The 23,291-nt window shown below is 66.9% G+C and carries 24 protein-coding genes; 6 read left to right on the plus strand and 18 right to left on the minus strand.

Annotated features, from left to right (window positions below; genetic code table 11):
* Positions 1-8 precede the first annotated feature (8 nt).
* From MNR01_RS06215 to MNR01_RS06225, 3 genes are read right to left on the minus strand one after another with little or no spacing between them, the layout of a single operon-like run.
* Entirely contained in the window at positions 9-1,304 is a 1,296-nt protein-coding gene (locus MNR01_RS06215) for a PilW family protein (RefSeq protein WP_241920054.1), read from the minus strand.
* A complete protein-coding gene (gene pilV / locus MNR01_RS06220; protein ID WP_241920055.1) occupies positions 1,301-1,822 on the minus strand; it encodes a type IV pilus modification protein PilV in 522 nt (173 codons plus the stop codon). The genes MNR01_RS06215 and pilV overlap by 4 nt, the downstream gene beginning before the upstream one ends.
* Complete coding sequence (locus MNR01_RS06225; RefSeq protein WP_241920056.1) at positions 1,819-2,301, minus strand: GspH/FimT family pseudopilin; 483 nt, start codon at positions 2,299-2,301, stop codon at positions 1,819-1,821. Before MNR01_RS06225 ends, pilV begins: the two co-directional genes overlap by 4 nt.
* Before the next feature lie 250 nt (positions 2,302-2,551).
* Between MNR01_RS06225 and MNR01_RS06230 the strand changes: the two genes are divergently transcribed.
* Entirely contained in the window at positions 2,552-3,586 is a 1,035-nt protein-coding gene (locus MNR01_RS06230) for a histidine kinase (RefSeq protein ID WP_241920057.1), read from the plus strand.
* Between the two features lie 52 nt (positions 3,587-3,638).
* Here MNR01_RS06230 and ppnN read toward each other — a convergent pair whose 3' ends face one another.
* The 5 genes from ppnN to grxD form a co-directional block, all read right to left on the minus strand.
* Positions 3,639-5,018 carry a nucleotide 5'-monophosphate nucleosidase PpnN gene (gene ppnN / locus MNR01_RS06235; protein WP_241920058.1) on the minus strand — a complete coding sequence of 460 codons (1,380 nt, stop codon included), beginning with the start codon at positions 5,016-5,018 and terminating at the stop codon, positions 3,639-3,641.
* A 108-nt stretch (positions 5,019-5,126) separates the two neighbouring features.
* Entirely contained in the window at positions 5,127-8,321 is a 3,195-nt protein-coding gene (locus tag MNR01_RS06240; protein ID WP_241920059.1) for a TonB-dependent receptor, read from the minus strand.
* A gap of 342 nt (positions 8,322-8,663) precedes the next feature.
* Positions 8,664-9,260 carry a YhgN family NAAT transporter gene (locus tag MNR01_RS06245; protein WP_241920060.1) on the minus strand — a complete coding sequence of 199 codons (597 nt, stop codon included), beginning with the start codon at positions 9,258-9,260 and terminating at the stop codon, positions 8,664-8,666.
* Positions 9,261-9,284: 24 nt separating this feature from the next.
* Positions 9,285-10,043: an SDR family NAD(P)-dependent oxidoreductase gene (locus MNR01_RS06250; RefSeq protein ID WP_241920061.1), complete on the minus strand. Its 759-nt coding sequence runs from the start codon at positions 10,041-10,043 to the stop codon at positions 9,285-9,287.
* Between the two features lie 8 nt (positions 10,044-10,051).
* Positions 10,052-10,372 carry a Grx4 family monothiol glutaredoxin gene (gene grxD, locus MNR01_RS06255; protein ID WP_241920062.1) on the minus strand — a complete coding sequence of 107 codons (321 nt, stop codon included), beginning with the start codon at positions 10,370-10,372 and terminating at the stop codon, positions 10,052-10,054.
* Between the two features lie 159 nt (positions 10,373-10,531).
* Here grxD and MNR01_RS06260 point away from each other — a divergent pair, with 159 nt between their 5' ends.
* The gene (locus tag MNR01_RS06260) at positions 10,532-11,125 is read left to right on the plus strand and encodes a Fe-Mn family superoxide dismutase (RefSeq protein WP_241920063.1); all 594 of its coding nucleotides are present in this window, start codon (positions 10,532-10,534) and stop codon (positions 11,123-11,125) included.
* A 70-nt stretch (positions 11,126-11,195) separates the two neighbouring features.
* On the opposite strand, the gene MNR01_RS06265 is transcribed toward MNR01_RS06260, so the two are convergent.
* Together MNR01_RS06265 and purE are read right to left on the minus strand one after the other, a co-directional pair.
* Positions 11,196-12,341 carry a 5-(carboxyamino)imidazole ribonucleotide synthase gene (locus MNR01_RS06265; protein WP_241920064.1) on the minus strand — a complete coding sequence of 382 codons (1,146 nt, stop codon included), beginning with the start codon at positions 12,339-12,341 and terminating at the stop codon, positions 11,196-11,198.
* Entirely contained in the window at positions 12,338-12,802 is a 465-nt protein-coding gene (gene purE, locus MNR01_RS06270; protein WP_241920548.1) for a 5-(carboxyamino)imidazole ribonucleotide mutase, read from the minus strand. Before purE ends, MNR01_RS06265 begins: the two co-directional genes overlap by 4 nt.
* A gap of 118 nt (positions 12,803-12,920) precedes the next feature.
* Here purE and MNR01_RS06275 point away from each other — a divergent pair, with 118 nt between their 5' ends.
* Complete coding sequence (locus tag MNR01_RS06275; RefSeq protein ID WP_241920065.1) at positions 12,921-13,190, plus strand: Trm112 family protein; 270 nt, start codon at positions 12,921-12,923, stop codon at positions 13,188-13,190.
* Complete coding sequence (gene nadC, locus MNR01_RS06280; protein ID WP_241920066.1) at positions 13,187-14,056, plus strand: carboxylating nicotinate-nucleotide diphosphorylase; 870 nt, start codon at positions 13,187-13,189, stop codon at positions 14,054-14,056. Before MNR01_RS06275 ends, nadC begins: the two co-directional genes overlap by 4 nt.
* A gap of 24 nt (positions 14,057-14,080) precedes the next feature.
* On the opposite strand, the gene MNR01_RS06285 is transcribed toward nadC, so the two are convergent.
* Positions 14,081-14,893 (minus strand): FHA domain-containing protein, encoded by an 813-nt coding sequence (locus MNR01_RS06285; protein WP_241920067.1) that lies wholly within the window; start codon positions 14,891-14,893, stop codon positions 14,081-14,083.
* Between the two features lie 104 nt (positions 14,894-14,997).
* On the opposite strand from MNR01_RS06285, the gene MNR01_RS06290 reads away from it, so the two are divergent.
* Positions 14,998-15,321, plus strand: coding sequence for a DUF3301 domain-containing protein (locus MNR01_RS06290; protein WP_241920068.1), 324 nt, complete (start codon positions 14,998-15,000; stop codon positions 15,319-15,321).
* 53 nt (positions 15,322-15,374) lie between these two features.
* Here MNR01_RS06290 and MNR01_RS06295 read toward each other — a convergent pair whose 3' ends face one another.
* The 7 genes from MNR01_RS06295 to MNR01_RS06325 form a co-directional block, all read right to left on the minus strand.
* Positions 15,375-15,881: a ClpXP protease specificity-enhancing factor gene (locus MNR01_RS06295; RefSeq protein ID WP_345779034.1), complete on the minus strand. Its 507-nt coding sequence runs from the start codon at positions 15,879-15,881 to the stop codon at positions 15,375-15,377.
* Positions 15,882-15,986: 105 nt separating this feature from the next.
* Positions 15,987-16,622 carry a glutathione S-transferase N-terminal domain-containing protein gene (locus MNR01_RS06300; protein WP_158733116.1) on the minus strand — a complete coding sequence of 212 codons (636 nt, stop codon included), beginning with the start codon at positions 16,620-16,622 and terminating at the stop codon, positions 15,987-15,989.
* 149 nt (positions 16,623-16,771) lie between these two features.
* Entirely contained in the window at positions 16,772-17,557 is a 786-nt protein-coding gene (locus tag MNR01_RS06305) for a cytochrome c1 (RefSeq protein ID WP_241920069.1), read from the minus strand.
* Positions 17,550-18,809: a cytochrome bc complex cytochrome b subunit gene (locus MNR01_RS06310; protein ID WP_241920070.1), complete on the minus strand. Its 1,260-nt coding sequence runs from the start codon at positions 18,807-18,809 to the stop codon at positions 17,550-17,552. Before MNR01_RS06310 ends, MNR01_RS06305 begins: the two co-directional genes overlap by 8 nt.
* Before the next feature lie 3 nt (positions 18,810-18,812).
* Complete coding sequence (gene petA / locus MNR01_RS06315) at positions 18,813-19,436, minus strand: ubiquinol-cytochrome c reductase iron-sulfur subunit (RefSeq protein WP_241920071.1); 624 nt, start codon at positions 19,434-19,436, stop codon at positions 18,813-18,815.
* A 177-nt stretch (positions 19,437-19,613) separates the two neighbouring features.
* Positions 19,614-20,579, minus strand: a complete 966-nt coding sequence (locus MNR01_RS06320; RefSeq protein WP_241920072.1) for a lytic transglycosylase domain-containing protein — start codon at positions 20,577-20,579, stop codon at positions 19,614-19,616.
* 178 nt (positions 20,580-20,757) lie between these two features.
* Entirely contained in the window at positions 20,758-21,642 is an 885-nt protein-coding gene (locus MNR01_RS06325; RefSeq protein WP_241920073.1) for a lytic transglycosylase domain-containing protein, read from the minus strand.
* Positions 21,643-21,806: 164 nt separating this feature from the next.
* Between MNR01_RS06325 and miaB the strand changes: the two genes are divergently transcribed.
* Positions 21,807-23,204 (plus strand): tRNA (N6-isopentenyl adenosine(37)-C2)-methylthiotransferase MiaB, encoded by a 1,398-nt coding sequence (miaB, locus tag MNR01_RS06330; protein ID WP_241920074.1) that lies wholly within the window; start codon positions 21,807-21,809, stop codon positions 23,202-23,204.
* Positions 23,205-23,291 lie beyond the last annotated feature (87 nt).

The following is a 23,291-nucleotide window of genomic DNA, read 5'->3' on the forward strand; positions in this document are numbered from 1 at the left end:
GGGCGGCCTCAGTTGCCGAACAGACGGTTGCGCAGGGCCACCGTCGTCTCGTAGACGGATCGATAGTGACCATCGGCGGTGGTATCGGTCGCGCCGCGCTTCATGGTCACGCCGAGCACCTTGGGTGCAGTGGAGGACTGCTGTGCACGCGACCGGTCGGCACTGCGCATCAGCAGGCCGACCTGGACCGTTCCGACGCGACGCCACAGGTCACCGGCGGTGTTGTCGGGATTGGTCGAGTTGGAGACCGCCGAGGCGATGCGCATGCGCTCGACGTTGCCGCGCGGCAGGTTGGCCGGGAGGTGTTCGTCCATGCCATATAGCAGCTGGATGGTTTCGATGCCCTCGACCAGTTCTTCGGCAACGAACGTGAATCCGGTGCCGTCGTTGATTGCGCGGGCACGGAACAAGGCCGGCGGACGGGTACCGTCGGCATTGGTGCCGGCGCCAGCGGCGACGTAGTAAACGACGGTTTCGGCGCGAAAGAGCATCGGCTTGTTCGCCGCACCCTCGTAACCCCACTCGTCACCAATCAGGCCGCTGGCGTTGAGACCGGTCACATCGACCGTGAGGGCGCCGGAGGTGGCATTGACCGTCTTGGAGGCGAAGATGCTGGCCTGCTTGCAGTCGGCCAGCCCGAACAGGCCGGTGGAATTGGTCGTGCTGACGCTGCTGCCGTAGGAATCGGGCGTGATCGTGTAGCTGGTGGCCGACGAAGACACCAGCGAAGCAGGTACGCCGTCGCGCGAAAGGAACCGCACGACGATGATGTCGCTGCCTGCGATGGGGCCAAGGTTGGCAATGGCCGTGGGCAATGCCGGCGACCACTGGTTGGCGTTGCCCGCCACCGGGGTTCCAGCCGCCAGCACCGCGGTGTCACCCGGGGCCGTCGTCGAGGCCTCGTAGCCCTGCACGCCCAGGTCGAAACGCAGTGCGACGTTGGCGCCGGTGTTGAGGGCGGCGTAGTTGCGTGCCGTGCGCTGGGCAGCGGTCAGGAACCACAGGTTGAGACCCTGCCGGCTGGCGTCGCTCGCACCAGGCATCTCCGGCGACATGTGCGCCTGGTCGTTGACGCAACCCATGTGGCCGGCCATGCGCACGTCGCGCTGGATGAAATCCACCGCAAAACGGGCGTTCTCCTGCGTCCTGGCGACACCGGTCGACAACTGGTAGGCCGCGCGCGATGCGCTCATCACCTGCACCAGGCCAAGCAGCAGGACGACACCAATGGCCATGGCGATCATCAGCTCGATCAGCGACAGACCGGCCGCGGAACGCGGGGTATTGGAAGGGCGGCTGTTCATAGGGTGGAGGTGACCTGGAACGTAGTGGTCTTGCCGGGAACGCCTGCCTGGCCATCGGCACGACCGACGTCGTCGGACCAGCTCAGCGAGACGGTGGCGGTGAAGCCGGCGGCCTCGCTGCCTGCAATCACGATGCTGCCGCGCCCGGCCGGAAGCTGGGACGCGACATCGCAGCGCCAGCGCACGATGTTGTTGAGTGCAGTCGCGGCGTCGTCGCCAACCTTGCTGCAACCGGCGGTGTCGGGCGTGTAGCCGGTGAAATAGCCCTCGGTCACACGGTTGTAGACCACCAGGTGACGGGGATTGGAGCGCATCATGTCGAACGCTTCGGTCGCCAGGTTGGTCGCCATCGTGCGGTGTTCGGCGCTACTGGTGTAGCGCACGTTCAACACCTGCAGGAACGCCAGGCCAAGCAGGCCCAGTGCCAGCACCAGCAGTGCCATCAACACTTCGATGAGCGAAAAGCCGCTCTGGCGGCCTTGCGGGGAATGCGTCACTTTCGCGCTGCGTCGGATCACTGGCAGGTCTCCTTGGCCATGCGGGCCTGTCCGGATCGCCTGATCACGATCCGCCGCTGGTAGTCCTGGCCGGTCTTGCAGCCAGTCAGTTTCAGGGAAAGATCAACCGCCTGCGTTACTCGGCCGGAGCGGTCGAACGCCACCTGGGAGATCGTGCCCGTGCCGGATTCGCCGGCACCGGCGGCGGCGGTCAGCCCCAGCTGGTTGTTGGCTTCGATGTAGCGCAGCGCCGTGTCGCCAGCCGTCCAGTCTCCGCTGCCGTCGAGGTCGGTGTAGGCGAGGTAGCCCACGTTCCAGTCGGAGCCGTTGCAGGACGTGCCGGTCGAGGACGGACACACGCCGGCGCCGCGGTTGCTGCGGATGGCCTCGGTGCGTGCCAGGTTGAGCGCCGCGATGACGTTGTTGGTCGATGTGGCGATGCGGTTGGAGCGGATGACGCCGTTGAACGATGGATAGGCCAAGGCCATGCCAATGGCCATGATGGATATCGTGATCATGAGCTCGATGAGGGTGAACCCCCGGCTCGACGTTGCGCTCGACATGCAGATTCCCCTTACAGCCCCAGAGGCATAGTTGAACGCCCTGCTCCGGCGGACAAGGCCGCTGGGGACGAACGGTCATATCGGCCGATGGACGCGGCAAACGCCTCGCGCCGTCCCGGCTATGGCCCCCGCCACATCCGGACAGGCAATATGGTGACACCGCGAGCCCCGCCACCGCAGTGCGCCAATGCCCAAATCGCAACCCGCACACAGCCCGCTGGACGCCCTTTGGCAGCCGTCCGCGATCCTGTGGACGATGCTTTCGGGCGAGGCCGTGGCACTGCTGCTGGCACTGGCGCCAGGCATGGACGAACAGCGGCTGCGCTATTTCGCCCTGGTTTCGGTGGCGATCCAGTGGATGCTGCTGTGGAGCATCGCCACGCTCTACCTGCTGCGCCGACCGCTGCGCTCCTTGCCGCCGCAGCGGATCGCCTATGTGGTCCTTGCCATCCTGCTGATCAGCACTTGGGCGATCACCGCCGCGATCGGATTCTTCTTCCGCGATGGCTGGAATCTGTCCGCAGGGGAATGGCGCTGGACCCAATGGCGCCTGATCGGCATGGTCATGACGGTGGGCGCGCTGGGCGTGGCCGTGTTCCAGAGCCAGTGGCGGGCACGCCAGCTCGCCCTGCGCGCCAAGCAGCTCGAACTGGAAGCGCTGCAGGCGCGTATCCGCCCGCATTTCCTCTTCAATACCCTCAACACCGGGGCCGCGCTGGTGCACCGCCGCCCGGAAGAAGTGGAGCGGCTGCTGCTGGACCTGGCCGATCTGTTCCGCGCGGCGCTGGCCGGGCCGCGCGACATCTCGCTCGAAGACGAGCTGGCGCTGGCGCGGCGCTACCTGGAGATCGAGTCGCTACGCTTCGGCGAGCGCCTGCAGGTGAACTGGAAACTGCCCAGGGAGCTTCCGCCGGTGACGGTTCCGGCATTGTCGATCCAGCCCCTGGTGGAAAACGCGATCCGCCACGGCATCGAGCGCCGGCCGGGCGGCGGCGAAATCGAGATCGCGGTGACGACGACGCCCGAAACCGTGATCGTGCGCATCATCAATCCGCTGCCCCCCAGTGGCCAGGAGAACCGCCTCGGCCATCAGGTAGGCCTCAACGCCTCCCAAGTCCGGATCGAGGCGTTCACCAGCGGCCGCGGCAGTGTCCATACCCAGCTTGAAGGCAAGCGCTTCATCGCGACGGTGCGACTGCCGGTTGCAGGGGCTCCGGACTGATGCCCCGCCCTTGTGCAGACCACTCCCGCCGGGCGGGAGTGGTCCCGATCACTCAGGCAACCACCCGATAGCACGGCTTGTACTCGCCGGCGATCTTCATGCGGCGCTGCTCGACGAACGCACGCAGCAGCGCATCGAGCGACTGCATCATGTCGGCGTCACCGTGAATCTCGAACGGGCCGTGCGCCTCGATCCGGCGCATGCCGTCTTCCTTGACGTTGCCGGCGACGATGCCGGAGAACGCGCGGCGCAGGTCGGCGGCCAGCTCGTGCGGCTTGCGGCCGTGGTGCAGGTCGAGCGAGGCCATCGCCTCGTGGGTCGGCACGAACGGACGCTGGAACGCCAGCGGGATGTCGACCGACCAGTTGAAGAAGAACGAATCCTTCTGCGCGATGCGGTGCTCGCGGACCTTGCGGATGCCGGTCGACATGCGCTTGGCGACCTTGTCCGGGTCGCCGACGATGATCTCGTAGCGCTTGGTCGCTTCCTCGCCCAGGGTCAGGCGGATGAACCTGTCGATCTGCTCGAAGTACGGCGCCGACGCGGTCGGGCCGGTGAAGATCAGCGGGAACGGCAGGTGCGCGTTCTCTTCGCGCAGCAGGATGCCGAGCAGGTAGAGGATTTCCTCGGCGGTGCCGACACCACCGGGGAACACGATGATGCCGTGGCCGAGCCGGACGAACGCCTCCAGGCGCTTTTCGATGTCCGGCATGATCACCAGGTGGTTGACGATCGGGTTCGGCGATTCGGCGGCGATGATGCCCGGCTCGGTGATGCCGATGTAGCGCGTGCGGTTCCGACGCTGCTTCGCATGGGCAATCGTCGCGCCCTTCATCGGGCCCTTCATCGCGCCCGGGCCGCAGCCGGTGCAGATGTCGAGGCCGCGCAGGCCCAGCTCGTAACCCACCTGCTTGGTGTAGACGTATTCGTCGCGCGAGATCGAGTGGCCGCCCCAGCACACCACCAGGTTGGGTTCGGTCGGATGCAGGATGCGCGCGTTGCGCAGCAGGCCGAACACCGAGTCGGTGATCCCCGACGAGGTCTCCAGGTCCTTGTTGCTGTCCGGCCCGAGTTCCATCGCCGTGTAGGCCAAGTCCCGGACCACGGCGAACAGGAGCTCGGCGACGCCGCGGATGATCTCGCCGTCGACGAAGGCCATTGCCGGCGCATGGGCCAGGTCGATGCGCACGCCGCGATCCTGCTGGTGCACCTGGATGTCGAATTCGGGGTACAGCTCGCGCGCGGCGCGCGGGTCATCGGATGCGCTGCCGCTGGTCAGCACCGCCAGCGCGCAGCGGCGCAGCAGGTCGTGCATGCCGGTGGACACATCGCGCAGGCGCGCGACCTCGTCCCGCGAGAGGACGTCGAGCCCGCCCTTGGGGTAGATGCGGGCGTTGACGGTGGGGAGGGTGGTTTCAATGGTGGCGCTCATCTTTCTCTTCTTTCGTCCTGTTTACCGGCATGACTCTAGCCTGCCTCCCCCACAAAAGAAAACGGCCGGGAAACCCGGCCGTTTTCAGGTGCTTCAGACAACCTGTGATCAGAACTTGTAGCGCACGCTGACCTGGGCGGCCCAGCGCGAGATGCCCTTGTCGTCGTAGATCGTCAGAGCGTCAGGCGTATTGACGCGGTAGATGTACTTGCCGGTCGCGGTATCGACGCCGCCGTACTCGACCACGCCGCGCATGCCCGGGAACGACATTTCCTCGACTCGGCCCCAGTCCTTGTTGAGCAGGTTGCCGACGTTGAGGATGTCGACCGACACTTCACCCTTGTGACCGTCCATGAAGCCCGGGAATTCCTGGGCGATGTGCAGATCGAACTGGTTGACCCATTCGCTTTCCACCGCGTTGCGCTCGGCAACCTGGCCGCGATGCGAATTGAGGTACTCGTTGTTGTTGATCAACGCCCAGAACGTTGCCTCTTCCGCAGCCTTCGTGGCGCCCTGCCCGATGATCACGTCGTCGAGACCGGCCGGGATGTACAGCAGGTCGTTGACGCGACCGTCGCCGTTGGCATCGTTGTCGAAGGTGTAGCTGTACGGACGACCCGAACGGCCCTCATAGACCAGCGACACGATGGTGTTGCTGTCGCCGAAGAACGCGTGCTTCCAGCTGGCCGTGGCCAGGAAGCGGTTCTTGATCTCGTAGCTGGAGGTCGCGCTGACTTCCTCGTTGGACTGGAAGACCGAGACGTTGCCCAGGTTCGAGCTCGAGGTCGAGCTGGTCAGCGGGCTGACTTCATTGGCGTTGGTGTAGGTGTAGGACGCGGCCCACGACCAGTCGCCGTCGTTGAAGGGCTTGTTCAGCGACAACGTCAGCTGCTGGCTTTCGCCCTTGCCGGTGCGCTTGGCGATGATGGCGTCGTTGAAGCTCGTCGAGCGGTTGGCGCGCGCGGTGGCACCGCCGCTGGAGACGCCATCGCGGTTCCAGTTAACGGGGTTGTAGCCAGCCGTGTTCCAGAAGAGCGCGCGACCATCCGTGCCGAGCCTGGTCGCGTTACCCAGGTTGAGCTGCTGGTAGTAGATGCCGTCCTTGACCGAGGTCAGAACCAGCTCGGTCGATGCGACCACGCCCCACCACGGCAGCTCGGTGTCGAACGCGATGTTGGACTTCCAGACCGACGGCTGCACCACATCGTTGTCGATGAAGTCGACCGACTGCAGGCCCGGAGTGCCGCCCGACTGGGCAACCGCCAGCTGGCCGCGCGGATCAGGCGAGAACAGGGTGGTGCCGTTGGAGTCGAAATAGTCGGTGTAGGTGACACCGTTGTTGGCGTACGGGTTGGCCAGCCACACCGTTGCCGCCGCGCCCTTGAACAGGCCAACGCCACCACGGACCTGGCTCGGACGCTCGCTGTCCAGGGTGTAGTTGAAGCCGAAGCGCGGCGACCACAGGTCGGCGCCGTCGATGGTGTTGTCGTTACGCACGCCGAACAGCGACGAGGCCTGCGCATTGAACACCGGCTTGTCGTCGACGATCGAATGGTCGTAACGCAGGCCGTAGGTCAGGGTCAGGTTGGCGTTGACCGCCCAGCTGTCCTGCACGAACAAGCCCAGGTTCTCCTGGGTGAACACGGCTGCCATCGCGTCCAGGTCGCCGCCCTGCGGGTAGAACAGCTGGTAGCGGCTGGACTGGTTGGCGGCGTAGGCGGCGATGCTGTTGAAGGTGTAGACACCATTCGTGCGGCGGCCGAACAGGTTGTAGACCTCGTTGGACTCGTAGTCCACGCCGAACTTGACGGTGTGGTCGCCGAGGAAGAGGTTGCCGGCGAAGAAGCCGTTCCAGGTCTTCGTACCGAGGACGTTGGCGTGGGTGTTCTCTTCCGTGCCGAAGTTCAGGGTGTTGCTGCCGACGCGCACGGCGATGGCCGGCAGGTCTGCCAGCGGATTGCGCACGGCGGTGTAGTCGCGGTACGAAACCTTGGCTTCGGTGGAGAACGTGTCGGTCCAGTCACTGAACAGCTGCGCGCTGTAGGTCTCCAGTTCGAAGTCCTGCACGTAGTGGTAGGTGTTCAGGGCGAGCGACGAGTTGCTGAAGCCCTGCAGGAACGGCGTGCTCTGCTCGGTCTTGCCGTAGCGGAAGCTGGCGCGCTGTGCGTCGGTGATGTTCCAGTCAATCTTCAGGCCGTACTCTTCGCTCTCGGTGTCGAGGGAAGGCTTGGCCAGCGTGCCCGGGTTGAAACCCTTGGCCTGGGAAATCGCGATGATCTCGTCGATCTGCGCCTGGGTGATGCCGACGATGTTGCTCTCGCCCGAACCGACCGGACCGAAACCGGAGTTGCCGGTGAACAGGTCCTTGCCGGTGTAGTTCTCGTAGTTGGCGAAGAAGAACAGCTTGTCCTTGATCAGCGGGCCGCCGAAGGTCATGCCGTAGGTCTGCTCGTTGTCGAACAGCTTCGGACGGATGTCGTTCTGGTTCTTGCCCGACCAGTCGTTGTCACGGTAGATGCCGTAGACCGAACCGTGGAACTCGTTGGTGCCCGACTTGGTCACGGCGTTGATCACGCCGCCGGTGCCGCCGGAGATGGTCACGTCGTAGTTGGCGACGTCGACCGCGATCTCATCGATGGTGTCCATCGAGAACGGCTGGCGCGGGGTCGGCAGGCCGTTGCCCTGCAGGCCGAAGGAGTCGGCGCTGCTGATGCCGTCGACGCGGATCACGTTATAGCGCGGGTTCTGGCCGCCGACCGTGATTTCGTTGCGGGCCTTGTCGCTCTGCACGATGCGCGGGTCGAGGCGGGCGAAATCCTGCAGGTTGCGATTGATGCTCGGCATCGTCTCGATCTGCTCGCGGGTCACGTTCGAGCCGGCGCCCATCTTGTTGGCGCTGAACACTTCCGAGCCGCCGTACGAGATTGCCTGCACCGATTCCAGCGTGGTGACTTCGTTGTTCAACGACAGGTCGACCTGGTTGACCTTGTCGAGGTTGAGGAAGACGCCATCCTGGCTGGTCGTGCCGGCACCGGCCTTGTTGATGGTGACCGTGTACGGACCACCGACGCGCAGGCCGCGGGCGTTGTAGCGACCATCTGCACCGGTGATGGCGCGGCTGACCGTGCCCGACTCGGTGTGGGTGATGACGACTTCGGCGCCGGCGACCGGCTGGCCGTCTGCAGCGACGACGCGGCCACCGATACCGGCCGAAGTGGCCTGGGCGAACACAGAAGAAGTGGCAAGGGCGGCGAACAGACCAAGCGCGAGCTTGGACATACGTACGCGGTTCGGATGGGTCATTGCAGATGGCCTCATGCGTCAGATCAAAGGAAGAAAAAATGCGTGGCCTGCGCGGGGCGACTTCCGCGCGGCATGTACTTCGAGATTGCGTAGCCCCAACACCCGGTGGGTGTGGGCCCCCAGCCCGTTTGTTAACAGTAGTTTAACAGGCTAGGTGGGGCTTGTGACAGAGTCGTGACGGCTGTCAAGAAACGCCACGGGCGGCAAAACCCCGGGCCGCTGGCCGCTGGCTTTGCCCCCTGCGCCGAACCGTTGCCCCCTCCCCCAGCCACGGCCACCGCGCCCCAGGGTTCCGGGCACGGCCGGGCCGCCCCGGTGGGGCGAGCGGACGCGGGCGGCCAATTACGGGGGAGCGATCTGCAGGTAGGTGCCCAGGCCGTCGAGGAACATCTGCACCGAGATGGCAACCAGCAGCATGCCCATCAGTCGCTCGATGGCGGTCAGCGCGCGGATGCCCATGAGCTTGTAGAGCAATGTGGCGCTGAAAAGGATCGCCGCGGTCGCGCCCCAGGCGATCAGCAGGGCCAGGCTCCATTCGCCCAGGCGGGTGGGCTCGTTGCTGCCCATCAGCATCACCGCGGCCATGCCCGACGGCCCCGCCACCAGCGGAATGGCCATCGGCACGATGAAAGGCTCGCCATCGGGGATCTCGCCCATCAGCCCTTCCGGCGGCGGGAAGATCATGCGGATGCCGATCAGGAACAGGACGATGCCGCCGGCGATCGACACCGACTCCTGGCGCAGGTGCATCAGTTCCAGGGCGTACTTGCCGCCCCACAGGAACATCATCAGCACGCCCAGCGCGATCAGCAGCTCGCGCGCGAGCACGATCCGCTGCCGCTTGGGCGGCAGGCCGCGCAGCAGGCTCAGGAACACCGGCACGTTGCCGAGCGGGTCCAGGATCAGGAACAGCAGCAGGGCTGCCGAGGCAATCGTCATGGGCGTGGCGTCATCGGTGCGGCGTCAAAGGCCGGAAAGCGTCGGCAACGTCGGCAGTGCGGTGGCGGCCGGAGGATTCCAGACCTGGCCACGGTGGGCCGCGCCGGCCGGCGACAGGAGGGTGACGCAGGCAGCGGCGTAGGCCGCCGGTTCGACCGCGGCGCGGTCGCTGTCTTCGACGTAGGCCTTGGCACGCAGCGGCGTGCGCATCGGGCCCGGTTGCAGACCGGCCACGCGCACGGACGTGTTGGCCAGTTCGCCATGGAGGGTGCCGACCAGGCCGGCCAGGCCCTGCTTGGCCACTCCGTAGCCACCCCAGTAGGCCTTGCCGATGCGGGCGGGATCGTCGAGCACGAACACCACCGAGGCATCCGGCGCCTTGCCCAGCAGCGGCAGGCAGGCCTGGGTCAGCCACCACGGTGCGGTGAGGTTGACGTGGATCGCGCGCGCGAACACCGCCGGGTCGGTCTGCGCCAGCGGCGTCAGCCCGGCGAACTCGGCGGCGCAGTGCAGCACGCCATCGAGGCGCCCCACTTCGCTTTCCAGCCGCTGCGCCATCTCGGCGTAATCGTCGGGCGATGCACCTTCGAGGTCGAGCGGATACAGCAGCGGCTCCGGCCCGGCCTGGCTCAGCGCGTCGTACACGCGGTTCAACTTCGGCAGCTTGCGTCCGAGCAGCACGACCGTTGCACCGGCACGCGCGCACGCCAGCGCCGCGGCCTGGCCCAGGCCACCGTGGGCGCCGGTCACCAGGATCACGCGACCGTCGAGGGGGCGGTCCACTACCGGATTCACTGGCTGTGCGTCTCGCTGATCATGCGCGCCAGCTCGCCGGACTCGAACAGCTCCATGGTGATGTCGCAGCCGCCGATCAGCTCGCCGTGGATGAACAACTGCGGAAACGTCGGCCAGTTCGAATAGCGCGGCAGGTTGGCACGGATCTCCGGATCCTCGAGCACGTTGACGGTGTGCAGCTCGTTCGCTCCGGCGGCCTTGAGCGCCTGCACCGCGCGGCTGGAAAAGCCGCACATCGGGAACTGCGCCGTCCCCTTCATGAAAAGGACGATCGGATGGCTTTCGACTTCAGCCTGGATCCGCTCCATTACGGACATGGGTGCAACTCCTGCGATGGTGCGTTGCGAACCTTTGACGGCACGGCAACGAAGCGTGGGGATAGAATGTCCAATTGTAAGCCTTCCCGAGCCGCGGACGCTCCGGCAACCCGGATCGCGCCCCCGGCCCTCCCCTTAGCCAGCCCTCTGGAGCCCGCAATGGCCATCGAACTGCCCGCCCTGCCCTACGACCGCACCGCGCTCGAACCGCACATCTCCGGCGAAACCATCGACTTCCACTACGGCAAGCACCACAAGACCTACGTCGACAACCTCAACAAGATGATCGAAGGCACCGAGTTCGCCGGCATGGCGCTCGAGGAGATCATCCGCAAGTCGCAGGGCGGCATGTTCAACAACGCCGCGCAGATCTGGAACCACACCTTCTACTGGAACTGCCTGGCACCGGCGGCTCCTGCAGGGCGCGGCGGCGGCGAGCCCGGCGGCAAGCTGGCCGAGCTGATCAACAAGGCCTTCGGCGACTTCGCCAAGTTCAAGGAAGAGTTCACCAAGGTCACGGTCGGCACGTTCGGTTCGGGCTGGGGCTGGCTGGTGCAGCGTCCGGACGGTTCGCTGGCCCTGGTCAGCACCTCCAACGCCGCCACCCCGCTCACCGGCGACGACACCCCGCTGCTGACCTGCGATGTGTGGGAGCACGCCTACTACATCGACTACCGCAACGCCCGCCCGAAGTACGTCGAGTCGTTCTGGAACCTGGTCAACTGGGACTTCGTGGCTGCAAACCTGAAGTAACGGCGCCTGCTGCAAGAACGAACGGCCGGGGAAACCCGGCCGTTTGCATTTGTGCCGATGACGGCAATCGCTACGAACGTGCCAGCGCCACAATCACCGGATCGACCTGGTCCCGTCGGCCCAGCCCATCGCCGATGCGCTGCAGCGACGTCGCCAGCGCCTGCGCCGAATCGGCGCGCACGGTGGCGTGGCCGACCTTGCGTCCGGCCCGCGATGACTTGCCGTAGTCGTGCCAGTGACCGCCCGGCTCGGCCAGCACCGGTGTCGGCGACGGCATCTCGCCGATCCAGTTGAGCATGCAGGCCAGGCCGACCATGCGCGTATCGCCCAGCGGCAGGCCGAGCACGGCGCGCAGGTGGTTCTGGAACTGCGAGGTCTCGCTGCCTTCGATGGTCCAGTGGCCGGAGTTGTGCACGCGCGGGGCCAGCTCGTTGGCGAGCAGCTCACCGTCACGGCAGAACAGCTCGAGGGCGAACACGCCGACGTAATCCAGCGCCTCGCCCAGCTTGCGGGCATGCTCGTAGGCGACGTCCGCCAGCGCGCCGTCGACACGCGCCGGGGCAAGACTGGCCGACAGCACACCGTCGACATGCCAGTTCTCGGTCAGCGGCCAGGTGCGGAACTCGCCGTCGCGGCCGCGCACGGCGACCACCGACAGTTCGCGTTCGAAGTGGACAAACCCTTCCAGGATCAGGCCGACCTTGCTCGCCTGCGCGCCCAGCGCGTCCCATGCGCCGTCGGCATCGGCCGGGGTCTTGATGCGGAACTGGCCCTTGCCGTCGTAGCCAAGACGGCGGGTCTTGAGGATGCACGGCGTGCCGATCTGCGCGATCGCCGCATCGAGCTGCTCGCGCGTATCAATGGCGGCGAACGGCGGCACGGGAATGCCCAGCTGCTGGAACAGGGTCTTCTCGGCCAGCCGGTCCTGCGCCGTCGCCAGCGCGCGCGGGTTCGGAAACACCTGCACGCGCTCGCTCAGCCACTGCGCCGATTCGGCCGGCACGTTCTCGAAATCGAACGTGGCCACGTCTACGCGCGAGGCGAACTCGGCAAGTGTCGATTCGTCGCGATAGTCACCGACGACCATAGGCGCGAACTGTCCGGCGCAGGCGTCGGCGACGTTGTCCATCACCAGGAAGCGCAGGCCCAGCGGTGCGCCGGAAAGCGCCAGCATGCGGGCCAGTTGCCCGCCACCCAGGATGCCGACCGTGGTCATTTCCGCGGGTCGTCGTTGGCGAGCACGTCGTCGGTCTGGCGCGTGCGGAAGGATTCGAGCGCGCTGCCGATGGCAGGATGCTCGGCGGACAGCATCGCCGCGGCGAACAGCGCGGCATTGGCGGCGCCGGCGTTGCCGATGGCGAACGTCGCCACCGGGATGCCGGCCGGCATCTGCACGATCGACAGCAGCGAGTCCATGCCGTTGAGCGCCTTGCTCTGCACCGGCACGCCCAGCACCGGCACGGCGGTCTTGGCGGCGAGCATGCCCGGCAGGTGGGCGGCACCGCCGGCACCGGCGATGATCGCGCGCAGGCCGCGCGACTGCGCCGTGGCGGCGTAGTCGAACAGGACGTCGGGGGTGCGATGCGCCGAAACCACGCGGATCTCGTGCGGGACGCCCAGCGCCTCCAGCTTGGCGGCGGCGTGCTGCATCGTCTCCCAGTCGGAGCGCGAGCCCATCACGATGCCTACCAGCGGGGCCACTTCTGGGGCGTCACTTCTAGAAACGGACATTGGTCGAGCCTTGGTGCAAAGACGTATTCTAACCGCCTGTTCCGTTCCCCTGGCATCACACCGTATGGATCGCAAGCTCCTCGACCTGCTCGTCTGCCCGACCACCCGCCAGCCCCTGCAGCTGCTGGACAGCCGTGGCCTGCAGGCCCTGAACGCCGCGATCCAGGCCGGCGGCATCGTCCGCGGCGACGGCAGCGCCCAGGCCGACGCCATCAAGGAGGCGCTGGTCACCCGCGACCGCAAGCTCGCCTACCGGATCGACGACGGCATCCCGGTGCTGCTGGCCGAAGAGGCCATCGCCACCGCCCAGGTCGACGCTTTCCCCGGCGCATGACCGCCGCGTTCGCCCCGCCGCCGGCCGAGGTCATCGCCGCCGACGTCGCCCGCGCACTGGCCGAGGACCTCGGCAGTGGCGACGTCACCGCGGCACTGCTGCCCGATTCCGCCGACAGCGCCTACCTGCTGTGCAAGGAAGATGCGGTGGTGTGTGGCCGTCCGTGGTTCGACGCCTGCCATCGCGCACTCGATCCGGACGTGCGCATCGACTGGCGCGTCGCCGAGGGTGACCGCGTCGCCAAGGGCAGCGTGCTGGCGATCCTGCAGGGCCGGTCACGCGCCCTGGTCAGCGCCGAGCGCGCATCGCTGAATTTCCTGCAGACGCTTTCGGGCACTGCCACCACGACCGCGGCCTACGTCGATGCCGTGCGCGGCACCGGTGCGAAGATCCTCGACACGCGCAAGACCATCCCTGGCCTGCGCCTGGCGCAGAAGTACGCCGTGCGCGTCGGCGGCGGCGTCAACCATCGCATCGGCCTGTTCGATGCGGTGATGCTCAAGGAAAACCATGTCCGCGCCGCCGGTTCGCTGACCGCCGCCATCCGCGCCGCGCGGGCGATGCATCCGCAGCTGCCGCTGATCGTGGAAGTGGAGACGATTGCGCAGCTGGAAGAAGCCCTGCATGAAGGCTGCGACCGGATCCTGATCGATGACTTCGACGCGGACACGCGCCGTGAAGCCGTCCGCATCGCCTCGGGCGCACCCTTCAACCGGCGCATCCCGCTGGAAGTCTCCGGCGGTGTCGACATGCAGACGCTGCGCGCGATCGCCGAGGATGGCGTCGACTGCATCTCGATCGGCGGACTGACCAAGCACGTCCGCGCCATCGACCTGTCGCTCAAGCTCGGCCCGCCGCCCGCCTGAGAGGCGGCGCGGCGTCCGGCCTGCTCAAAGCATCTGCAGGCCGCCCTGGCCCATCACCACGAAAGCGCCCGCAGCCGCCGCTGCGAGCAGCACGATGGCCAGCAGCCACGGCCACACCGGGCGCCGGCGCGGGGCCGGGCGCGGGGCTGCAAGGACCTGCACCGGCTCGGCCTTGGCCGTGGCAGCGAGACGGAAGCGCAGGGTATCGAAGGCGATCTCATCGCCTACCTGGGCCTCGCCGCGCAGCACGCGCTTGCCGTTGATGAAGCTGCCGTTGCTGGAGCCCAGGTCCTCGACCTGCACGCCGGTTTCGGTCGGCATCAGTCGGGCATGGTTGCGAGACAGCCCCGGCGAATCGAAGCGCATCGTGCTTTCGCTGCTGCGTCCGACGGTGATGACACCGACCAGCGGATCGCTGCGTCCGGACACCTCGGCCGACACACCGCGCAGGAAGAAGCGCGGGACCACCGGGCGAACCGCGGTCACGCCCGGGTCGTCGTTGGCCGGCATCAGGTCGGGCCCGGCCGGTGTCGGCTGGCGGCCGACCACGGGCGCCGGGCCCAGCGCCGCCAGCTTGGCCTGGACCTGGTCGAAACCGACGCTGTCACCCGGCCGAAGCGTGATCAGGCCCGCCACTTTGCGGCCGTTGACGCTGACCGCAGTGCCGGGCGGGACATCGAGCATCACGCCCTGCGCGGTCACGTGCAGCTGGCAATGCTGCGGCAACACCCCGGGGTGGTCGATGACGATGGTGGAGAGTGGATCGGAGCCAACGCGATTGATGCCGTGGCCAAGCAGAACCTGCGGGTGTTCGCCACCCGGAAAGACGAGTTTCATCGTGGACCTGCTCCCCTGTCAGCAATGTCCTGTACCCCTTGCGGCCGGCGCGGCGCGCCGCCACATTTAGGACCTGGATATCCAATCCCGCGGTCCCGAATTGCATGCCGACTTTACTGATCCTGATGATTGCCGCTGCGATGGTGTTCGCATTCTGGAGCGCCGGCCGCGCCGCCGCAGAGCGTGCCGAGGCGGTCGGCCGGGACGCCTGCAAGGCCGCCGGCGTGCAGTGGCTGGACCAGAGCGTGCACGCGACCGGCATCCGCTTGTGCCGGCAAGCCAACGGCTGGCTCGGCTGGGAGCGCACGTTCCGCTTTGATTACTCGATCAATGGCGAGGACCGGCACGTGGGCCGGATGGTGCTGCGCGGGGATCGGCTGATTGCGTTCAGTGGCCCGGTGACGCGGGCGCCTGCGCAGTTGCACTGAACGGCCACGGCGACGTCCTTGGACTCCCGCCTTCGCGGGAGTGACGGGCTGGGTTACTTGACGATGCGCAGATGCCCGCCGCGACGTGGCGTCGGCGTTGGCGCCTGCGGGCCGCCGTCATCGTCACCCTGCGGCGCCGGATCGCTGGGCACTGCGCTCAGGGTCGTGGTCACGCCTTCTTCGGCGTTTTCGACATCGCCGTCGAGGTCACCGTCGTCGCCAGCGGCATGCACGTCATCCGGCAATGCCATGCCCTGCCCGGTCTCGCGGGCATAGATCGCCAGCACCGCCTGCACCGGCACGCTGACCGGATAGCTGACGCCGCCAAAGCGGGCGCTGAAGCGGATGGCATCGTTGCCCATCTCCAGGTGCGAGACCGCACGCTCGGCGATATTGAGCACGATCTTGCCGTCCTTCACCGCGTGCATGGGCACCTGCACGCTCGGCCGTGCGGCATCGACCAGCAGGTGCGGGGTCATGCCGTTGTCGGCGATCCATTCGTACAACGCCCGCAGAAGATAGGGGCGGTGGCTGGTCATCGGGGGACTTTCCTGACTCATGCGGGCAAGTTTAGCGCCGTCGCGTCGTGGGCAGGTGGAAACCGGCGCCAAAAAAACGGAGCGGGCCGTGTGGCCCGCTCGTCGGATCGGTGTCGCGGCCGCGGATCAGGCCGGCATTTCGCGCAGTTTGCGTTCCTGCTCGGTCAGGCTGCGGGTGAAGCCGGGATTGCGGAAAATGCGGTTGCCGTAGTCCTCGATCGCCTTGCCGTCCTTGGGCATCGGCACGCCCAGCGCATCGAGCCGCCAGATGATCGGCGCCATCGCGCAGTCGGCCAGGCTCATCTCGGGATTGAGGAAGAACTTGCTCGCCTTGAACAGCGGCACCGAGGCGGTCAGCAGTTCCTTCAGGCGCTTGCGGCCGGCTTCGGCCTGGGCCTTGTTGCCCAGCTGGATGGCCTGCACCTGCGGCACCCAGTCGTGCTCCAGGCGCAGCATCGCAAGGCGCAGGCGTGCGCGCGAAAGCGGGTCGACCGGCATCAGCGGCGGGTGCGGGTAACGTTCGTCGAGGTACTCGCTGACCACGCTGGCCGCATAGAGCACCAGGTCACGCTCGACCAGGGTCGGCACCGAGTGGTACGGGTTGAGGTCGACGAGGTCTTCGGGGGGATTCTGCGGGTCGACCGGGACCAGATCGTAGGTGACACCTTTGGCCGCAAGCACCAGGCGCACGCGATGACACAGCACGCAATCGGTGGAGGAAAACAGCGTCAGGGCATTACGCATACGTGGACTCGCCGCCATTATCGACCTCTCCCAGCCACCGGAATCCGCCAGTGGCAAGACGCCATCCACCCCGTGTGGACGGTCGTCACGGCCTCGATCGCGCAGCCCGCCGCATCAACCAAGGAGCCCGCACATTGCTGGGCGGGCTCCAAGGGATACAGCAGCGATCAGTGCTTGTCCACGTCTCGCCAGTACTCGATCTTGAGCAGGTAGGCGATGATGGTGAACATCGCCAGGAACAGGATCACCCACACGCCCAGACTCTGGCGCTTGAGGGCGGCCGGTTCGCCGGCGTACTCGAGGAAAGTGGTGATGTCGCGCACGGCCTGGTTGAAGCCCTTCTCGTCGAGCTGACCGGGCTGGGTCACCTTGAGCCCGTGCACCGGACGCTCGCCGGTCTTCTTGTCGGCTTCGCCGAACTCGGCGTGCTGGAGGCCCTGCAGTTCCCACAGCGGGTTCGGCATCGAGGCGTTCGGGAACAGCTGGTTGTTCCAGCCCAGCGGACGCGACTCGTCCAGGTAGAACGACTTCAGGTAGGTGTAGACCCAGTCGCTGCCGCGCACGCGGGCGATCAGGCTCAGGTCCGGCGGCATCTTGCCGAACCACTGGTTGGCGTGCTCCGGCGTCAGGCTGACCTGGATCTGCTCACCGACCTTGGCGCCGGTGAAATTCAGGTTGGCCATGACGTCGTCCTCGCTCAGGCCGAGGTCTTCGGCCATGCGCGAGTAACGCAGGTACTTGAGCGAATGGCAGCCCGAGCAGTAGTTCATGTACAGCTTGGCGCCGCGCTGCAGCGACGCCTGGTCGCCCAGGTCGGTGCCCGACTGCAGCAGGTGGCCACCCTCGGATGCGAAGGCGGTGACCGAGACCAACAGGCCGGCGGCAAAGATGGCGAGCTTCTTCACGATGTGCGTCTTCTGGAAGGGCTGGCGGACGTCGGTCTGGTTATTCATGCATCGTCACCCGTTCCGGCACCGGCTTGGTCTTGTCGAGCTTGGTCCACAGCGGCATGGTGATGAAGAAGGCGAAGTACAGGAAGGTCAGCACCTGGCCGATTCTGGTTTCGACCGGGTCGGTACCCGGGCCGGCGCCGATCTTGCCCAGCCACACGAAGCAGACCGCCAGCACGCCGAGCATCAGCTTGGTGATCCAGCCGCGGTACTTGTGCGACTTGACCGGCGACTTGTCCAGCCACGGCACCAGGAACAGCACCGCAATCGCCGAGAACATCACGATCACGCCGCTGAGCTTGTGCGGGATGACGCGCAACATCGCGTAGTACGGGGTGTAGTACCAGACCGGCTTGATGTGCTCCGGCGTCACCAGGCGGTTGGCCTCGGTGAAGTTGTCATGCTCCAGGAACCAGCCACCGAAGGCCGGCGCGAAGAAGATGACGAACGCGCAGATGATCAGGAAGAAGCCGACGCCGAACAGGTCCTTGACCGTGTAGTACGGGTGGAACGGGATGCCGTCGAGCGGCTTGGCCGCATCCCAGCGGTTGCCCTTCGGACCCTTCTTGATGTCGACGCCGTCGGGGTTGTTGGAGCCAACCTCGTGCAGCGCGCCCAGGTGCAGCACGACCAGCAGCAGCAGCACCAGCGGCAGCGCGATCACGTGCAGGGCGAAGAAGCGGTTGAGCGTGGCATCGCCGGGCAGGTAGTCGCCCATGATCCACTCGGTCAGGCCGTTGCCGATCACCGGGATCGCGCCGAACAGCGAGATGATCACCTTGGCGCCCCAGAACGACATCTGGCCCCACGGCAGCACGTAGCCCATGAAGGCTTCGGCCATGAGCACCAGGTAGATCAGCATGCCCAGGATCCACACCAGCTCGCGCGGCTTCTGGTACGAGCCGTACATCAGGCCGCGGAACATGTGCAGGTAGACGACGATGAAGAACATCGACGCGCCGGTGGAGTGCATGTAGCGGATCAGCCAGCCCCACTCCACGTCACGCATGATGTATTCGACCGACGAGAACGCTTCGGCCGCGGACGGCTTGAAGTGCATCGTCAGGAAGATGCCGGTGACGATCTGGTTGACCAGCACCAGCAGCGCCAGCGAACCGAAGTAGTACCAGAAGTTGAAGTTCTTCGGTGCGTAGTACTCGGTCATGTGCTTGCGGTACGCCGGCATCATGCCGGGCGCGCGCGCGTTGACCCAATCCCAGGCGCCGAGGGCGGTGCGGGTAATGATGTTCGACATGACTTACGCCGCTCCCTTGCTGCCGGACGACGGATCGACGCCGATCACGATCGTGGTGTCGCTCTCATAGTGGTGCGGCGGCACGACCAGGTTGGTCGGCGCCGGGACGCCCTGGAACACGCGACCGGCCATGTCGAAGCGCGACTTGTGGCACGGGCAGAAGTAACCGCCCTTCCAGTCGTCGTCGAACGGCTCGGGGCGGATCTCGGCCTTCATTTCCGGCGAGCAGCCCAGGTGCGTGCACAGGCCGACCAGCACGGAGATATCCGGCTTGATCGAGCGCAGCTCGCCGGTGATGTAGGCCGGCTGCTGGTCCTTGTTTTCCGACTTCGGATCGCGCAGGCGCGCGTCCAGGGTCGGCAACGCGTCAAGGATCGCCTTGGAACGCTTGACGATCCAGATGGGCTGGCCGCGCCACTCGAGGATCATGCGCTGGCCTTCGCCGAGCGCGCTGATGTCCGCCGAGATCGGAGCGCCGGCGAGCTTGGCTCGGGCACTCGGGTTCCAGGACTTGATGAACGGTACCGCCACAAAACCGGCCCCGACCGCACCGACCACGGCAGTGGTCGCGGTCAGGAACCGACGGCGGCCCTGGTTGACAGGATCGTGGACCCCTTGGTTGGCCATCCGGCACTCCGCAAAGCTGTTCGAAGTTACACCGCGTAGCCAGCCACTGGCGACGGCTCGCGGCACAAAAGACGGGGAAGTGTAACGGAACGGTGAATGGCCCGACAATCCGCCGATGTTGCGCAAACCGCCCGCTGGGGCCCGGCAGGCGCCCGGCAGGCCCTTAAAACCCTCAAATCAGCGGACGACGCTGCCCGCGCCGCGGTAACGCTCGGCCAGCTGGGCCACGCGGACGACGTAGCGCTGGGTTTCGCTGTAGGGCGGCACGCCCTTGTACTTGTCCACGGCGCCCTCGCCGGCGTTGTAGCCGGCCGCGGCCAGGGTCAGGTTGTTGTTGAAGCGCTTGAGCAGCCAGGCCAGGTACTGCACGCCCCCCTGGATGTTCTGGCTGGCGTCGAAGGCGTTGCTGACGCCGAAGCGCCGCGCCGTCGCCGGCATCAGCTGCATCAGGCCCTGCGCGCCCACGCGCGAGAGCGCATTGGGGTTGTAGGCCGATTCGGCATGGATGATGGCGCGCACGATCGACTCGTCGACCCCGTGCTGGCGGGCGGCGGCGGCGATCTCGTTGCGGTAGGCGTCGGTGTTGAGCCGGACCGTGCCGAAGTTCACCCCAGGCCGGGCCCCGCAGGCGTAGCAGCTCTCGATGTAGCTGTAGCGGATGGTGCGCACCGCGCTGGCATTGGCCACGCCCCGCGGCGCCTGGCTGGTGTAGTGCCGGACCCCGTCCTTGATGTACGAGTAGACCTGCCCGCGGATGACGCGCGGCGCCGTGCTGCTGGCGGGCGACATGGCGGCCGGCGCCGGCGTGGCAACGGCCGGCACGTTCATGGCGGCAGGCACGGCGGCCAGCCCTGCCGGCGCCGCGGACTGGATCGCGACGGGCGACCCGGCGACGGCGTTGACCGGCACGGTGCTGCCAATCGCGGCGGCGGATGCGGCGGAAGCCTTGGCCTTGGGCGCCGATGCGGACCGATGCTCCGCCCCACCCGATTGGCTGACGACGATGCAGTGGGCGCCCGAGGGCTTCTTGTTGACGTAGCTGCGGGTGCCGTCAGGCATGTCGCAACGGTACAGGGCGCCGGCCACGGACGGAGCCGCAGCCAGCAGACAGGCAATCCCCAGTAGCAGTGAGCCCCCTCTCATGGCCGCGAGTGTGTCCTGTCCCCTTTACCGCTACAAGTGCTTGATCAGGCTGGCTGGAGCGAAACGTGACCCGTGCCGCGTCGCGCCTGTCGCCGCTTTCGAACCCTGCTTCCCATGGCGGGCGAGGTCGGAGCCCCACCTCCGCCCTCGCCCTCCCGGGCCCCTGTCATTGCCTCGCTCAGGGCGCTGCCCTGGCGTTTCGATACCGGTCGGCCAGCACTGCGACGCGTTCGACGTAGCGCTGGGTCTCGCTGTACGGCGGCACGCCCCGATAGCGGTCCACTGCGCCCTCACCGGCGTTGTAACCGGCCGCGGCGAGGGTCAGGTTGCCGTTGAAGCGCTTGAGCAGCCACGCCAGATACTGCACGCCGCCGCGGATGTTCTGCCCGATATCGAAGACGTTGGCGACACCGAAGCGCCGCGCCGTGTCCGGCATCAGCTGCATCAGGCCCTGCGCCCCGACCCGCGACAGCGCGCGCGGGTTGTAGGCCGATTCGGCATGGATCACCGCCCGCACCACTGATTCGTCGACGCCGAAATCGCGCGCGGCCGAGGCGATCTCGCGCCGGTAGGCATCGGTGTTGAGGCTGACCGTGCCGAAGTCCACGCCCGGCTGCAGGTCACAGGCGTAGCAGGTTTCCATGTACGTGTAGCGCACACGGCTGACCGGGCCGATGCCCGCCGCGGCCTCTGGACGGCGGCTGCTGTAAACCAGTTCGCCGCCACTGGTGTAGCTGTAGACCTCGCCCTGAGCGACCCGCATCGAAACCGGGGCAACCGGCGCAGCCGTGGCAGTACTGGCTACCTGGGGTTGCTGCAGTTCGCGCGCGACGGGCGGCAGCTGGGCGGTTTCGCCGACCCGGGCCGGCATCGACGGCTGGCTGACCCGGCCCAGCGGCGCCGCGTCGACGGTGCCCGGGCAGGCCGGCGCGGAGACCGCCCCGGCGGACGCCACCAGCGGCTCGCCGGCACGCTCGCAGCGTCCCGGGCCCGCGGCCACCACCGGCGACAACGCCAGCAGGCACACGACCCGCAGCCACCACGCACCTGCCTTCACGGACATTCCCTCGACCCCGTCGGCGCACGTCGCGCCCTGCCCTTTCCTTCACCAACGCGAACCACGGCCCGACCCGGCCCGCCCCCTCTGCCGGCGCACCCGGACCGGCGCGGGTAGAATGACGGCCCCTCCGGCGCGGAATAACCGCCGCCCCTCCCGGATCGAGCCAGATGACCGACACGACTGCCCCAGCCGCTCCCGTCTCCACGGGCGCCAAAAAGCTCTTCATCCAGACCCACGGTTGCCAGATGAACGAGTACGACTCGGCCAAGATGGCCGACGTGCTCGCCGCCAGCGACGGCATGGAGCTGACCGACAACGTCGACGAAGCCGACGTCATCCTGATCAACACCTGCTCGATCCGCGAGAAGGCCCAGGAGAAGGTCTTCAGCCAGCTCGGCCGCTGGAAGGCGCTCAAGCAGGGCGACCGCCCGGTGGTGATCGGGGTCGGCGGCTGCGTCGCCTCGCAGGAAGGCGAAGCGATCGTCAAGCGCGCGCCGTACGTCGACCTGGTGTTCGGACCGCAGACCCTGCACCGCCTGCCCGAACTGATCGCCGCCAAGCGCGCCACCGGCCTGCCCCAGGTCGACATCAGCTTCCCCGAGATCGAGAAGTTCGACCGCCTGCCCGAGCCGCGTGCCGATGGCCCCAGCGCGTTCGTCTCGATCATGGAAGGCTGCTCGAAGTACTGCTCGTTCTGCGTGGTGCCCTACACCCGCGGCGAGGAAATCAGCCGTCCGTTCGAGGACGTGCTGGTCGAAGTCGCCGACCTGGCCTCGCAGGGCGTGCGCGAGATCAACCTGCTCGGCCAGAACGTCAACGCCTACCGCGGGCCCATCGCTCCGGGCGAGGACAGCGGCGAGGACGGCGGCGAGGCAGAAGTCGCCGACCTGGGCCTGCTGATCCGCACCATCGCCGAGATCGAAGGCATCGGCCGTATCCGCTTCACCACCTCGCATCCGCTGGAGTTCTCCGACTCGCTGATCGAGGCCTACCGCGACGTGCCCAAGCTGGCCAACTACCTGCACCTGCCGGTGCAGGCCGGCAGCGACCGAATCCTGGCGGCGATGAAGCGCGGCTACACCGCGCTGGAGTTCAAGCAGAAGATCCGCAAGCTGCGCGCCGTGCGCCCGGACATCTCGGTGTCGTCGGACTTCATCGTCGGCTTCCCGGGCGAGACCGATGGCGACTTCGACAAGACCATGAAGCTGATCGAGGACGTTGGCTTCGACCAGTCGTTCTCCTTCATCTACTCGCGTCGCCCGGGCACACCGGCCGCCGACCTGGAAGACAGCGTCTCCAGCGAGGAAAAGCACGCGCGCCTGTCGCGCCTGCAGGCAGCGATCAACGACAACGCCCGCAAGATCGGCCAGTCCATGGTCGGCAGCGTGCAGAGCGTGCTGGTCGAGGGCCCCTCGAAGAAGGACCCGAACGAGCTGACCGGCAAGACCGAGAACATGCGCTCGGTGAACTTCCCGGGCCACCCGCGCCTGGTCGGCCAGTTCGTCGACGTGGTGATCACCGAAGCGCTGAGCAATTCGCTGCGCGGACGCGTAGCGACCGCGTGATCCGGTAGCCCGGGTAAGGCCGCAGGCCGCACCCGGGGTCCTGTGGCCGTTTCCCTGCGTCGTTTCCCCGGGTGCGCTTCGCTTACC

The organism is Lysobacter sp. S4-A87 (genome assembly GCF_022637455.1).
GTDB lineage: Bacteria > Pseudomonadota > Gammaproteobacteria > Xanthomonadales > Xanthomonadaceae > Lysobacter_J.

Bases quoted from the DNA above. Each gene is read 5' to 3' on its own strand.
- MNR01_RS06225 (WP_241920056.1), bottom strand. From the start codon at position 2,301: ATGGCCATTGGCATGGCCTTGGCCTATCCATCGTTCAACGGCGTCATC.
- MNR01_RS06245 (WP_241920060.1), bottom strand. From the start codon at position 9,260: ATGACGATTGCCTCGGCAGCCCTGCTGCTGTTCCTGATCCTGGACCCG.
- MNR01_RS06300 (WP_158733116.1), bottom strand. From the start codon at position 16,622: ATGGCGGCGAGTCCACGTATGCGTAATGCCCTGACGCTGTTTTCCTCC.
- miaB (WP_241920074.1), top strand. From the start codon at position 21,807: ATGACCGACACGACTGCCCCAGCCGCTCCCGTCTCCACGGGCGCCAAA.
- purE (WP_241920548.1), bottom strand. From the start codon at position 12,802: ATGGGCTCGCGCTCCGACTGGGAGACGATGCAGCACGCCGCCGCCAAG.
- petA (WP_241920071.1), bottom strand. From the start codon at position 19,436: ATGGCCAACCAAGGGGTCCACGATCCTGTCAACCAGGGCCGCCGTCGG.
- MNR01_RS06285 (WP_241920067.1), bottom strand. From the start codon at position 14,893: ATGAAACTCGTCTTTCCGGGTGGCGAACACCCGCAGGTTCTGCTTGGC.
- MNR01_RS06260 (WP_241920063.1), top strand. From the start codon at position 10,532: ATGGCCATCGAACTGCCCGCCCTGCCCTACGACCGCACCGCGCTCGAA.
- MNR01_RS06305 (WP_241920069.1), bottom strand. From the start codon at position 17,557: ATGAATAACCAGACCGACGTCCGCCAGCCCTTCCAGAAGACGCACATC.
- MNR01_RS06310 (WP_241920070.1), bottom strand. From the start codon at position 18,809: ATGTCGAACATCATTACCCGCACCGCCCTCGGCGCCTGGGATTGGGTC.
- grxD (WP_241920062.1), bottom strand. From the start codon at position 10,372: ATGTCCGTAATGGAGCGGATCCAGGCTGAAGTCGAAAGCCATCCGATC.
- MNR01_RS06290 (WP_241920068.1), top strand. From the start codon at position 14,998: ATGCCGACTTTACTGATCCTGATGATTGCCGCTGCGATGGTGTTCGCA.
- MNR01_RS06240 (WP_241920059.1), bottom strand. From the start codon at position 8,321: ATGACCCATCCGAACCGCGTACGTATGTCCAAGCTCGCGCTTGGTCTG.
- MNR01_RS06295 (WP_345779034.1), bottom strand. From the start codon at position 15,881: ATGAGTCAGGAAAGTCCCCCGATGACCAGCCACCGCCCCTATCTTCTG.
- MNR01_RS06230 (WP_241920057.1), top strand. From the start codon at position 2,552: ATGCCCAAATCGCAACCCGCACACAGCCCGCTGGACGCCCTTTGGCAG.
- MNR01_RS06320 (WP_241920072.1), bottom strand. From the start codon at position 20,579: ATGAGAGGGGGCTCACTGCTACTGGGGATTGCCTGTCTGCTGGCTGCG.
- MNR01_RS06325 (WP_241920073.1), bottom strand. From the start codon at position 21,642: ATGTCCGTGAAGGCAGGTGCGTGGTGGCTGCGGGTCGTGTGCCTGCTG.
- MNR01_RS06265 (WP_241920064.1), bottom strand. From the start codon at position 12,341: ATGACCACGGTCGGCATCCTGGGTGGCGGGCAACTGGCCCGCATGCTG.
- ppnN (WP_241920058.1), bottom strand. From the start codon at position 5,018: ATGAGCGCCACCATTGAAACCACCCTCCCCACCGTCAACGCCCGCATC.
- MNR01_RS06275 (WP_241920065.1), top strand. From the start codon at position 12,921: ATGGATCGCAAGCTCCTCGACCTGCTCGTCTGCCCGACCACCCGCCAG.
- nadC (WP_241920066.1), top strand. From the start codon at position 13,187: ATGACCGCCGCGTTCGCCCCGCCGCCGGCCGAGGTCATCGCCGCCGAC.
- MNR01_RS06215 (WP_241920054.1), bottom strand. From the start codon at position 1,304: ATGAACAGCCGCCCTTCCAATACCCCGCGTTCCGCGGCCGGTCTGTCG.